The 12605-nt window shown below is 59.7% G+C and carries 10 protein-coding genes; 9 read left to right on the top strand and 1 reads right to left on the bottom strand.

The annotated features are described in order from the left end of the window. Positions 1-237: 237 nt before the first annotated feature. From AC56LN_RS12885 to AC56LN_RS12870, 4 genes are all read left to right on the top strand, one after another. Complete coding sequence (locus AC56LN_RS12885; RefSeq protein WP_499572209.1) at positions 238-1041, top strand: regulatory protein RecX; 804 nt, start codon at positions 238-240, stop codon at positions 1039-1041. A gap of 282 nt (positions 1042-1323) precedes the next feature. Further along, entirely contained in the window at positions 1324-1722 is a 399-nt protein-coding gene (locus AC56LN_RS12880; RefSeq protein ID WP_499572207.1) for an antibiotic biosynthesis monooxygenase family protein, read from the top strand. A 265-nt stretch (positions 1723-1987) separates the two neighbouring features. After that, positions 1988-2833, top strand: a complete 846-nt coding sequence (locus tag AC56LN_RS12875; RefSeq protein ID WP_499572205.1) for an SMI1/KNR4 family protein — start codon at positions 1988-1990, stop codon at positions 2831-2833. Positions 2834-4390: 1557 nt separating this feature from the next. Continuing rightward, a complete protein-coding gene (locus tag AC56LN_RS12870) occupies positions 4391-4684 on the top strand; it encodes a DUF7684 family protein (protein ID WP_499572203.1) in 294 nt (97 codons plus the stop codon). Positions 4685-4930: 246 nt separating this feature from the next. Here AC56LN_RS12870 and AC56LN_RS12865 read toward each other — a convergent pair whose 3' ends face one another. Next, positions 4931-6073, bottom strand: a complete 1143-nt coding sequence (locus AC56LN_RS12865) for a GGDEF domain-containing protein (protein ID WP_499572201.1) — start codon at positions 6071-6073, stop codon at positions 4931-4933. A gap of 303 nt (positions 6074-6376) precedes the next feature. Here AC56LN_RS12865 and AC56LN_RS12860 point away from each other — a divergent pair, with 303 nt between their 5' ends. The 5 genes from AC56LN_RS12860 to AC56LN_RS12840 all read left to right on the top strand — a co-directional run bounded on the left by AC56LN_RS12860 (position 6377) and on the right by AC56LN_RS12840 (position 12341). After that, entirely contained in the window at positions 6377-6706 is a 330-nt protein-coding gene (locus tag AC56LN_RS12860; RefSeq protein WP_499572199.1) for a hypothetical protein, read from the top strand. Between the two features lie 81 nt (positions 6707-6787). Then, positions 6788-8776, top strand: a complete 1989-nt coding sequence (locus AC56LN_RS12855; RefSeq protein WP_499572197.1) for a TonB-dependent receptor — start codon at positions 6788-6790, stop codon at positions 8774-8776. Positions 8777-9052: 276 nt separating this feature from the next. Continuing rightward, entirely contained in the window at positions 9053-10291 is a 1239-nt protein-coding gene (locus tag AC56LN_RS12850) for a porin (protein ID WP_499572196.1), read from the top strand. Positions 10292-10301: 10 nt separating this feature from the next. Continuing rightward, complete coding sequence (locus tag AC56LN_RS12845) at positions 10302-10709, top strand: hypothetical protein (RefSeq protein ID WP_499572195.1); 408 nt, start codon at positions 10302-10304, stop codon at positions 10707-10709. 57 nt (positions 10710-10766) lie between these two features. Further along, on the top strand, positions 10767-12341 hold the full coding sequence (locus AC56LN_RS12840) for a methyl-accepting chemotaxis protein (RefSeq protein ID WP_499572193.1): 1575 nt from the start codon (positions 10767-10769) through the stop codon (positions 12339-12341). Positions 12342-12605: the final 264 nt, after the last annotated feature.

Here is a 12605-nt window from a genome sequence, read left to right as displayed (position 1 = left end):
GAACCGACCGGGCTAACTGCAAAAGATGGGGGTTGCGAGAGATAGTGTTTGTCTGCTTTGGGTCGGATGCGGCCTGTCGCACCGGCCCCTACTTTTCGTTTGGCAACCTGATATGCTTCACCCTACGGCCGGGTTCGGCCACAAGCCACAGTGCACCTGTGCAGGGAATACAATGGTCCGGCGAGGCGATTCGCCTGACGCCGACATCGTTAATCATGCCGCGAGCCTGACCTATCCATGTACCTGATCAACTCGAAGACCGGAAAACCTGAAGAGGTCACCGATGATGACCTTAAAGGGTATGGGAGTGGCGAAAAGCCGAAGCGATCAAACTTCGGAGCGAGACCGAAGAGCAAGGATGACCAGACCGACCGGCCCAGCAAGCTTCCGCAACGTACTTTTGAGACGGAGGAGGCACCGGCGCAAGATGGTGTGCCTAAAATCACACGCAGCTCAGACTACAAGAAGAAGGTTCCCAAGACCAGTTTCGGGACGAAAAAGCCTGCTCCTGGAGAATATACAAGGACGTCCGACAAAAAGCCAAAGTACAAGGCGCGCGACCCGGCTCAGCCACAGCAAAAACCGAAGCAACCGGCGCACCAGTATGCCGGATGGCTCCTGTCCAAACGGGAGTATTCGGCAGCCGTACTGCGGCGCAAGCTAGTCCTGCGAGGCTACAGCGAACAGGAGGCAGATGACGCACTGATCCTCCTGCAGGGGTTGAATTACCAGTCCGATGAACGGTATGCGGAGATGAAAACGCGGCAGATCGAACCACGGGTCGGTGACGCGCGTGTCGCGCTGACGCTTCGACAGAAGGGGATCGACGAGCAACTTACGAAGGCAACCATCGAGCAAATGGAGCCGGAAGATGAGCGCGTTGTGATTGTGGTCGAGAAGTTTCGCAAGGACATTGCACAGACGGGGATGACACAAGAACTGCGGCAGAAGGTTTATCGCTTCCTGGCTTACCGGGGCTTCAGCGGCCATTCGATAAATATCGCCATGGAGCATCTGAAATCGGGGCCTGAAGATGACTAGACGTTGCACTGGTAATGCGATGTGAAGCGATCAAGGCGCAGAAATTATTTCAGGATTTCCCTGCGCGATTGCGGGTGACACGGCGTTAGAATCCTGAGGCGGTTTTTCTTGAGCCAATAATTTCCCGCTTGACAGGCTGCCTCGGGGCGACGGGCGCTAACGGGTGCCTGAGAAATGATGTGCTTGGACCGGTTGGCGGCTATTAGCGAGAGCCAGGACAGTCAGCCACCTGGGCCGCACACAAAAACTTTCAAATGAGCAATTCCGCCCGGTTGACTGCTGATGATGAAACTTCCGCTATCGGCCGAAAGCGGTCCTTCGGTATCCATTCGCGAGCAGAATGGTTTGGCCACAACCCGACAGGATGATATGCACGCGATTTACTTCAGATGGAAGGTAGCCTCTGGCCATGAGCGAGACTTCGAGCAGGCCTGGCTAGAACTCACCAAACTTGTACGCGACGAGCGAGGCGGTCTAGGGTCGCGTTTGCATCGGTCCACCGACGGCCACTATTTTGCGTATGCGCAATGGCCGTCCGAACTCGCCTGGGCTACACAACCTGAGCCTACTCCACGCATGGTCGAGCTGCGAAACCGAATGCATGAATTCGCCGAACTCGTGGATGGCCCACTCCGGGCTGACGTCATTACCGACCTTCTGATATCGGTAGCTCCCGATTGAGGGTACAGCTTAGCGAGAGCATTTACAGGCGCGAATGACTGGTTTGGGTCGGTTGCTGCCCTTTGTTACAGTCCGCGATTTTTCCGCCTTGGCGACCTGATATGCTGAGGTGACCGGCCGCCTTCCGCTAGAAGCGGACGTTTAAGAGACCACGCCGCCAATATTGACAAAGCACTGCCAATACACATGGTAACCACTTTCACGATCTGGAACCCCGCACCAAACGTAACCCAGTATCCAAGCGTCCGCAGGAGTCCATTCCGAGATGAACATTCGTTCGAACGATCAATCGAAACGTATCTGGCGTGTTCCCGCCTATTTGCCTTACCTGCAGCCCGACCTGACCGACGAGGCGTTGGCCGACGCCGAGCAAATACTTGGGTATTCTTTGCCCAAGGATTTCATCAGCTTGCTGCGCGAACAAAACGGCGGGTATATCCGATATGCCTTGTCAGACATGCCCCATCAGTTAATCAAAGGCATTGGTCCGAATTTTCCGTCGCTGACCGATTTCGACTGGTCAGAGGAGCAAGAATACGTAAGCTTCCCTCTCGACGGGCTAGTGCCGTTTGATGGAGACGGTCATTGGCATATTTGCTTGGACTATCGTGAATCCGCAGAAGCTCCCTCGGTCGCTTATGTCGATGTTGAGCGCGATTCGAGTTCGATTATTGCCCCTTCGTTTAGCGCTTATCTTTCATTGCTCGAAACTGCCTATTCAGATCAATTCGTCCTGCAGCCCTTAGGCGATATCGACGGCTTCATTTCCCGGCTTTCGTCGGCATTGGACTGCGAATTTTTAGATCCGGACAGTTTAGCGCACGGTTACCCTGTGTATCGAGCCAGACTGGGCGGTCCAGCTTCGTCCGAGTGGATCTGGTTGAGTCCAAACCGCGCGCCACGAGGATTCGTTCGCAGCGATGATCCTCGATACGAGCAGCTAAGGAATGTGCTTCCGGGGCATGGATTACGCTTTGATGAATTGCCAGAAGCGAGCTATTTAATGGGCGCTACAGAAGGTCAACGGGACCACGTACAGCGTGCAGTCGAGACGCTTGGCTATGTGCTTCAGCCGTTACATGGTTACGTCGACGACAATCCGAAAAGCTAGTCGAGAATAGCTCAGGGCTTCGTCGAAGCTCCCGATGCTCAGTCGCTTAGCTGGCTATCAAGACAGCCGGTGACTTCTCCAGCCCGGCAACCTGCTAAGCTAACGCGAACGGCCAAGTTCGGCCAAAAGCGGACCTTTAAACCAATAAATAATTATTATGAAAACCCATAGAGAAGTAATGTTTTTGGCTCTGATAGTATCTCTGTCGATCCAATTGCAATCAACTGCTCAGGCTACGGAAAATTATTCTTGCTGGATTAAGCGAGTCGAGGCACGCGAGGGAAAACTGTATATATCTTTCCTACCAGATTACCGACGGCGCGCATTTGTGACAGACGAGGTTCAACAACGGCAGAGTACAACCTCATCAACGGCCGCTTCAGATGACCTGATCATGTGGGAAAATGAAAAGGCAACTATTGATAATGGATTGCACAGCGGTTGCACAATCACTGCTGAGAAACATGAGGGACGGCTTGGAGTGCAAGTTCGAGCCTACGTTTCCCTTCCCGGAATGCCGGCTAGTGAGAAAACGGAATTTATCGCTGCAGCAAGATCCGAAGAAGCGCAACAGCCGAAGTAAATGAAGACGAGGCATTCGTATCAACTTGGTCGAGAAGAGCAGTCATGGTCTGCTTTGGGTCGGTACCGGCCTGTCGCGGCACACACTGAATTTTTAACCGTGCATCCTGCCATGCTGGTTCGGCAGGTTGGATTCGGCCAGAAGCGATCATTGACGCAGAAAGCTGGCCACGGTTGAAAGGAAACGATGAAGAAAGTTATCGTGTACTGATTGGTGGCCCTTTTTGCGACCCTGCTTTCCAGTTTAGTGCCGCGCAAGGTGGACGCGGTGATTCCAGGGAGCATGAACTGCGAGAGTGGTTGCACCTTCGTTGCAGCCGGCTGGCCTCTGGCATACCTAGTTGATCATCATGGGATTTCGCCCCAAGGTTCAGTGTCGTTAATCTTGGGATTTCTAGGCGACGACCATATAAGAAAAGCGGATTTCTTGCTGACTTTCGTGTTCTGGCTGGCTATTTCGGTAAGCGTACGCAACGGAGTGAAGCGTTGGCGGCCCCGCGTATGAGCTTGTCGGCGAGGTCCGCTATGGGTCGGCCTCTGCGTGTCGATACGGTAGGTGATTTTCCCAGTCCGGAAACTTGCTTTTCGAACGCGAATGGCTGGGTTTGACCAGAAGTGGACTTTTTGAATCACCGAAATTTCGCCGTTTCGTAGCATCTCTAAGGGAAAATATGCTTTTGGATTTGTTTGTAAACATCGTTGGCCCCATTGCGGAGAAACGCTATCCAGCAGTACGCAAAACGGTTAGGTGGTCCGGCGCTGTCCTTCTGAGTGCATTCGCTCTCTACGTCGGGTATGCATTTCTGGCGTCTTAAGGTAGGTCCGCCTCGGGGCGGTACCTGGCTGTCGCTGCTACCTCTGAATTGATAAGCGGCTAAGAAATACTCAACTGCGAGCGGCAGTCATCTCGGAAGTATCTGAGCATCCTGCCTGAATGGCTGCGTTGGGCCAGAACTGGACTGTTGAAAGTCAAGGATGACTTACCCTGGAAAAATCGTATTGGTGTCTGCGTCTGGATACAGGCCTGAGCAAGACAATGCCTTTTTGCGTGACCTGCTCGCAGCGCGTATTGCGCTTTTCTGCGCGATTGGCGTGGACGCGGAGAAGTGGGAAGACGCTCTCGATTGGACGTGCGTCGGGGAAGACGAACTTGGGGAACACATGATCCTCACGACATCGCATAAAGAAGAATCTCTTGCCGAAGTTGTCGCATTCGCCGAAGCCTTCGAAACGCACGTGCCCCATCCTGTCCAAGTCATCTATCGCTAGCCCGGCCACCTTCAGTAAAGAAGCGCTTCGGGTCGTATTGCGGCTGTCGTTCCGGCAGCGAACCGGTCCTGCAGCAACACGGACAGCAGGCCCGGCGACCCGGTTCAGCCATCAGCAGTCACGAGTTATCGCACAAAACGGGTGCGCATTTGTTGGCAGCTACTCGTACGCTGTAAGGTCACAACCGCCTGATTGCCCGCACTTCCCATCAGCCGCTGAGTGCAGTATGCCGCCGAGGCCGCGCGCTCACGCCGCCTCGCTGCGGTCGCGACCGGCCGCCTTGGCGCGGTAGAGGGCGGCGTCAGCGCGCGCCATCAGGGCTTCCAGGCTCTCGTCGGACGCCTGCTGGCTGGCGATGCCGATGCTGACCGTGTAGTCTGGCAAGTCGCCGCCGCGCGCTGCGAGCAGCAATGCCTGGATGCGTAGCGCCGTCGCTTTCGCCCGCTCGGCCGTGGTGCCCGATAGCAGCACGATGAATTCCTCACCGCCGAAGCGCGCCACGTGGTCGATCTCGCGCAGGGCCGAGAGGGTGGTGCGCGCCGCGTGCACCAGTACCTGGTCGCCGACTGCGTGGCCGTGCTGGTCGTTGATGGCCTTGAAGAAGTCGAGGTCGATGCTGAGCAGGGAGATCGGCTCGCCGTGGCGTTTCATGCGCGCTACCTCGCGCCCGTAGGCGGCGGCGAAACCGCGTCGGTTCAGCGCCCCGGTCAGTGGGTCCGTGCCGGAACGGTGCTCCATCACAACCTGCAGGCGCCGGGTGGCGACGGTCATGAAACCGACTGCCATCATCAGCGTCATGAAGTTGGCGGTTAACAGGAAAATACCCTGTATCGTGCCGTTGCTGGCATTGCTCGTGCCAACCGCGCCATTGAGCGCCGCCACCAGCCGCAACAGCAGCACCATCGACTGCACCAGCAACAGCGAGCCAAAGAACCAGCTGGAGAAGTGGCGCTCCCCATGACGCACCAGCAGCACCAGTTGCGCCACGTAGAACGACAGCGTCAGCAATGAAAACACCGCGACCCGCAACGCGTAATTCTGGGTGATCACATACCAGCCGACCAGACAGCCCATGCCGGCTACCCACGTCAGCGCCAACCACCACCAGCTCGGCTTACGGCCGTAGAATAGCTGGGTGCCGACCAGCATCAGCCCGGCGGCGCCCAGCATGGTGCTGTTGGCCACGAACAGCAACAGCCCTTCAGGAATCAGTGGCGCCACACAGAACAGCACGCCGCTGACCGTCAGCGACAACATGCCGAGCGCCTGATAGCCCAAGCCCCGCACTTCGGCAGGGAAGCTACGGTACGCAGAAAACAACACGACGGTCATCGCCGCCGCCATCATGGTCGACGTGAGAATGACGGTGGTAGGGTCGAGCAATATCACAGTGGTAAATCGGGAAAGGTGGTGATCGGCGAGGATACCAGCAACCTCGACCATGCCGTTAGGCCAGTCGCTTTTCCGGTCGTTTCTTCACAACACTACCGGACTGTGCCCCTGCATCACCGCGAACACCCTGTCGCCTCAATGCGCGCTGCTATCCGGAGGTCGCCGGATCAGTGGCCTCCAATGCAGAGCGCTCCCCGCCTCCATGCCTGGTCAATACAACTGCATCGCAATGGCTGATGGTTGCTGTCGCAATCGGCGCCCATCACGTAGAATGCGCCGGTCAACCGTCATTCGCCGCGCATGCCACGCTCCATTCTTCATTGCCTGCTATCGCTGTTATTGCTCATCTCGCAGCAGATGGCGCTGGCGCACGGGCTGTCGCACTGGCACGGCACGCAGCAACACCAGGGCGTGCAGCAGGCGGGTGGCCAACCGGATGCGCCTGCGCTGCAGGAATTCTGCGCCGAGTGCGCGGCCGACGCCCAGCTCGATGTCGCGCTGCCGCTGCCGCACTACATCGGGCATGTGCCGCACACGGCCGTCGCCAGCCCGCTGGCGCTGGCCGCCGAGCGCGTGCGGGCGCAGCCCATTCACGCGAGTTACCCGCGCGGTCCCCCTCGGGCGAACTGAGTCGATTCGCAGTTATCGATGCATTGCCGTGGCGCCGCCATGGCAATGCCGTTCGCACCCATTTTGCCCAAGGTTGTCACCATGAATATTCAACGCACGCTGCTTGCCAGCGCCATCCTGCTCGCCTGGACTATGCCAGGACAGGCCCAATCGGTCCGCACCGCCGACACGCAGCAGGTGATCGTCACCGCGTCGCCGTTCCGTAACGGCGAAAACGACCAGATCCTGACCCCGGCGAAAGTACTGGCCGGGGATGAATTACGCGAAAAGGCCGGGAGTTCGCTCGGCGAGACGCTGTCGCAGGAACTCGGCGTGTCCGCCTCGGCCTTCGGCGCCGGCGCCTCGCGCCCCATCATTCGCGGCCTCGAAGGTTCGCGGGTAAAAATGCTGGAAAACGGCATGTCCGTGTCCGACGTGTCGGGCCTGTCGAACGACCATGCGGTCTCGGCCGAGGGCGCGGTGGCGCGCCAGATCGAGATCCTGCGCGGACCGGCGGCCTTGCTGTACGGCTCGGGCGCCATTGGTGGCCTGGTCAATATCGTCAACGAGCGCATTCCGACGCACCTCGAAGCCGCGCCGACCGGCCAGGTCGAGACCCGCTACAGCACCGGCGACAACGGCAAGAACGTCTCCGGTACCGCGGACGCCGCCAGCGGCAAGATCGCCCTGCACGTCGATGGCAACTGGCGCGATACCGACGACTACCGCATCCCGGACCGGCGGGTCCTGCAGGATGCCGACTCGGCAATGCGCCGCCTGACGCACTCGGACACGCGCGAAAAGAACCTCGGTGCCGGCGCCTCGTGGGTCGATGAATGGGGTTACGCCGGCGTGTCGGCATCGCACCTGACCAATCTGTACGGCATTCCGAGCGCCGAGGGTTCGCGCATCGACCAGAAGCAGGACCGCTATGATTTCGACAGCATGCTGAAGCAGCCTTTCAAGGGGGTTGAATCGCTGCGCTTGAAGGCTGGTTACACCGACTACGAGCACGCCGAGCTGGGCGAGGACGGTCCCGAGGTCCTCTTCAATAACCGGTCGCTCGAAACCCGGCTCGAACTGACGCACGACGCCATTGCCGGCCTGCGCGGGACGATCGGTGCCCAGACCGAGAACACGCACTTCTCGGCCCTCAGCGCCGAAGGCGGCCCGGACACGGTGCCGTTGACCCATTCCAGAACGACGGCCTTGTTCATGGTGGAAGAGGGCGATGCCGGCCCGCTGCGCATGAGCGCCGGCGCGCGCTACGAGAACGTCAAGCGTGAGCCGGTCAGCGGCAGGCAGCGTACGTTTGACCTTGGCTCGGGTTCGGTGGGCGCCGCCTGGCCGTTCGTGCCGGGCTACAGCGTCGGCGCGACGCTGTCATACGCGCAGCGCGCGCCTGCGATCGAAGAGCTGTACTCGGCCGGGCCGCACGATGCCACTGCCACCTTCGACATCGGCAATCCGGATTTCGACAAGGAGACCTCGCGGAACGTCGAGCTCACGCTGCAAAAGAACACGGGCCTGGTGCGCTGGAAAACCAACCTGTTCCGCAACAACATCGACAATTACATCTTCGGCCGCATTGGCAGCGACATGGTCGACGAGGCAGGCAACCCGGGTGACGAATTGCGCACCCGCACGTTCGAGCAAGGCCGTGCCCGCATTCATGGTGCGGAAGCCGAGGTGACCTACAACCAGACCGGCGCCGGCTGGTCGGGCCGGCTGTTTGGCGACACCTCGCGCGGCAGGCTCGCCGATGGCGGCGGCAACCTGCCGCTGCAGCCCGCAGACCGGATCGGCGCCAGCGTCGGTTACCGTGAGGGTGCGTGGCGCGGCGGCTTGTCACTGGTGCATGCGCGCGGGCAGGATCGCCTGGCCGCCAACGAGCAGCAAACTACGTCGGCCTATAACCAGCTCGACGCCAACCTGTCGTACACGCAGCGCGTACAGGGTCTTGACCTCACGTGGTTTGCACTGGCCAAGAATATCCTGAACGACGATATCCGCCTGTCGACCTCGGTCCTCAAGGACATCGCGCCGCTGCCGGGCCGGCGTGTCGTGCTGGGCGTCAGGACGGCTTTCTGACGCAGCGGTAGTGCAGGGCGCCGGGCAGCGCGCGAGCCGTTGCAGCCTGGCGTCGTCAGCAGCCTGGGAATCGGTTGAAATAGTTGAATTGCAATAATGCGTTAGAAGTTCGCAACAAAAACACACTTATTGAACAGAAAAAGTGACTTTGTGTGAATTTTCGTTGCGGCAACAGTTTCCAGATGGATACAATTGCCTCAGCAAATGCGATGCGGCGCAGGTCATGTCGCTGCTTTTGCATTCAACAAACCACTTCACCGCACTCCCCAGGAATTTATGAAAACACGTTTCATCGTGGTGGCACTCGCTTTGCCATTCGCCGTCGCATCTGCCTTTGCTCAGGATAACAATACCGTTCGCATCAGCGGTTTCGGCACCGGCGCTCTCACGTTTGCCGACACCGACCAGGCTGAATTCGCCCGCTCGAACCAGTCGTCCGGTGTCAAGAAGGATCCACGCACCGGCGTCGATTCGAACCTCGGCCTGCAGGCCGACTATACCGTCAACTCCTGGTTGTCGGTCACCGGCCAGGGCCTGGTGCGCAAGGATGGCGAAGACAGCTTCGGCGCCGAACTGTCGTGGGCCTTCGTCAAGGCCAAGCTGTCGGATAACCTGAGCATCCGCGTCGGCCGTATGGCCATGCCGGCCTTCATGATTTCGGAATACCGCAACGTGGGCTACGCCAACACCTTCCTGCGTCCGCCGCAGGAACTGTATTCGCAGATGCCACTCAACAACATCGACGGCGCCGACATCACCTGGCAGCAGCAGTACGGCGAGACGACCGTCACAGCGACGGCTGCCTACGGCCGCAGCGACTTCAAGACGTCAAGCGGTCCTACCGCCGAATCGCGCGACCAGTACGCACTGAACCTGACGGCCGAACAGGGCCCGTTCATCGTGCGCGTGGGCCGTAGTGGCACCAAGCTGTCGTCGGAGAGCGCGCAACTGGATGCAGCCGTGATCACCTTCAACAACACCGCTGCCGCGTTCAACATCCCGCAAGTCGCGGACATGGGCAACCTGCTCAACACCAAGGACCGCAAGTACACGTTCACGTCGGCTGGCCTGTCCATGGACTGGAACAATATCGTCGTGCTGACCGAATACGCCAAGCGCAAGATGCCGGATTCGTTCCTGGGTTCGTCCAAGTCGTTCTACGTGATGGGCGGTTACCGCTTCGGCAAATTCCTGCCGTACTACACCCACGCCAAAGTGATGTCGAAGGGTGTGACCAACACCATCCCTGGCACCTGCCCGGCAGGTTCCCCGTTCGTGTGCGCGCCAACCCTGGCGGCGCTGTCGGGCCTGATGAACACGCTGACCACGGCCATCGATGGCACCAGCCAGACCACCGACAGCATCGGTGTGCGCTGGGACTTCACGACGTCGGCCGCGCTCAAGGTGCAGATCGATCGCATCAAGCCGCAAGGCAACGGCCAGTTCGTCAACGTCCAGCCTGGCTTCAAGGGCCCGGTGACCGTCGGCGCAGTGGCGCTCGACTTCGTGTTCTAAGGAATTACCAATGAATCAACTGTTCAAAGCAAGCATCATCCTGAGCGCCCTGTTGCTCGCACTGCCAGCCGCTGCCGAAGTCGTCGTCGTCGTCAATGCGAAAGCTGCCGAATCGTCGCTGACCAAGGACCAGGTGTCCCAGTTCTTCCTGGGTAAATCGACCGCCATGACCCCGGTCGACCAGGCCGAAAGCGCGCCGGCGCGTGCCGAGTTCTACAAGAAAGTCACGGACAAGGATCCGTCGCAGATCAAGGCACTCTGGTCGAAGCTCGTCTTCACCGGCAAGGCCACGATGCCGAAGGAAGTCGGCGACAACGCCGGCGTCAAGAAAGCGGTTGCGGCTGATCCGAAGGCGATTGGCTATATCGACAAGAGCGCGGTCGACGCGTCGGTCAAAGTGGTCTATTCCGGTTCCTGATCATTTATCGGTACCCCGCCGCGCGTGCGGCGGGTTTTGCATTCAGGAGCAGGCAGCATGAGCATCAAACGCAGGATCTGGGCACTGCCGATCATCTCGGCCATCATTTTTACCCTCGGGGTTGCCGTCAGTGCCGGCATCGCCAACAAAGCACTCACGTCGATCAACACGACCGAAAGCGTGGATTATCCGGCACTCGACATCAGCAAGGAACTGGCCGGTGACATCGAGTCGGTCACGAATGGCTTGCGCGACGCCGTCAGCGAAGGCGACAAGGCGCGCCTGACACAGGTTGGCGAACAGGCCGACAAGGTACGGGCCAAGCTGGCCAGCTTCGGCAAGATCGACGGCATGGGGGCAACCAGCGCCCGCCTGCGTCAGGAATTCGAACAGTATTACGAACCGGCCGTTTCAGCGGCCAAGATCATGCTCGAAATGGAGCAGGGCGATCCGCAGGCCGTCGTGACGCGCATGCAGTCGACGCTCGCAACCCTGACGACCGACGTCGCCAAGGTCAATGAACAGGCGCAGCAGCAATTCAAGGCCGGCATTTCGCGCAGCGAGACCAGCGTGACGAACGTTGTGACAGTCACTATCGTTACCGGCCTGATCGTGATCGCCGTACTGATCGCTGTCTCGTGGTTCATGGTGCGTACGATCTGGCAGCAACTGGGCGGCGAACCCGAATATGCGCGCGACATCGCCCGCATGGTCGCCGACGGCAACCTGTCGATGGCGATTCGCATCGAGCCGGGCGACAACAGCAGCCTGCTGGCCGCGCTGTCCGACATGCGCGATCGCCTGGCCAATATGGTGGCCGGCATCAAGACCTCGGCCGACACGATCGCGTCGGCCAGTGGCGACATCGCCAGCGGCAATGCCGATCTGGCGAGCCGTACCGAGCTGCAGGCCGGTCGCCTCGAAAACACGACTCGTGCCATGGAAGCCTTGACCGACACGGTGCGCGCCAATGCCGCCAACGCCAACCAGGCCAAAGACCTGGTGGTGACGGCCAGCGACATCGCCACGCGCGGTGGCGAAGTGGTGGGCAACGTCGTGCTGACCATGAGTGCCATTAATACGTCGGCCACCAAGATCGTCGAGATCATTTCGGTGATCGATGGCATCGCGTTCCAGACCAATATCCTGGCGCTGAATGCGGCCGTCGAGGCAGCGCGGGCAGGCGAGCAGGGCCGCGGCTTTGCGGTCGTGGCGTCCGAGGTACGCAATCTGGCCCAGCGCAGCGCCACCGCCGCCAAGGAAATCAAGGAGCTCATTGGCGACTCGGTCTCCAAGGTCGACGCCGGCAGCGCGCTGGTAGACCAGGCGGGCAGCACGATGGAGCAGATCGTGGCCGCGGTGCGCCGCGTCCAGACGATCATGGGCGACATCAGCGACGCCGGCCAGCGCCAGAGCGAAGGTATCGAGCAGATCGGCCTGGCGATCAGCGACATGGACCAGATGACGCAACAGAACTCGGCGCTGGTCGAGGAAGCGTCGGCTGCGGCCACGTCACTGACGGACCAGACCGCGCAGTTGTCGGAAGCCCTGGCGGTGTTCAAGCTGGACACGTCGGCGCCAATGGCGATCAGCGGTGGCCGCCCGGCCCCGTTGACGCTGGCGCATCACTGACGCTGACAACGCAACAGACGTCGCTGCTTGTGGCGTCTGTTGCGCCCGGTTCGCCGCCAGGCGAATGCCGTCCCGGTCGCAGTAACAGACCATACCCCCTCCATCATCCTGACTGTCCTCCGGCCCGCCTGCGCGATCGCGTCGCAGGTCGTCCGGGGCACCCGTCGCCGCTCACCCCTCGATTCTCGTATTGTGCTGTTTTGGTCAGGCCATTCTTATTTGGTCCGGCCAAAATAGAGATGTGGACTAGCCGCATTGGAACGT

Source organism: Telluria sp. ZT3P26 (assembly GCF_059686035.1).
This window is presented reverse-complemented; position numbering and strand designations above follow the sequence as displayed.

Bases quoted from the DNA above. Each gene is read 5' to 3' on its own strand.
- AC56LN_RS12855 (WP_499572197.1), top strand. From the start codon at position 6,788: ATGAATATTCAACGCACGCTGCTTGCCAGCGCCATCCTGCTCGCCTGG.
- AC56LN_RS12885 (WP_499572209.1), top strand. From the start codon at position 238: ATGTACCTGATCAACTCGAAGACCGGAAAACCTGAAGAGGTCACCGAT.
- AC56LN_RS12860 (WP_499572199.1), top strand. From the start codon at position 6,377: ATGCCACGCTCCATTCTTCATTGCCTGCTATCGCTGTTATTGCTCATC.
- AC56LN_RS12880 (WP_499572207.1), top strand. From the start codon at position 1,324: ATGATGAAACTTCCGCTATCGGCCGAAAGCGGTCCTTCGGTATCCATT.
- AC56LN_RS12845 (WP_499572195.1), top strand. From the start codon at position 10,302: ATGAATCAACTGTTCAAAGCAAGCATCATCCTGAGCGCCCTGTTGCTC.
- AC56LN_RS12840 (WP_499572193.1), top strand. From the start codon at position 10,767: ATGAGCATCAAACGCAGGATCTGGGCACTGCCGATCATCTCGGCCATC.
- AC56LN_RS12850 (WP_499572196.1), top strand. From the start codon at position 9,053: ATGAAAACACGTTTCATCGTGGTGGCACTCGCTTTGCCATTCGCCGTC.
- AC56LN_RS12870 (WP_499572203.1), top strand. From the start codon at position 4,391: ATGACTTACCCTGGAAAAATCGTATTGGTGTCTGCGTCTGGATACAGG.
- AC56LN_RS12875 (WP_499572205.1), top strand. From the start codon at position 1,988: ATGAACATTCGTTCGAACGATCAATCGAAACGTATCTGGCGTGTTCCC.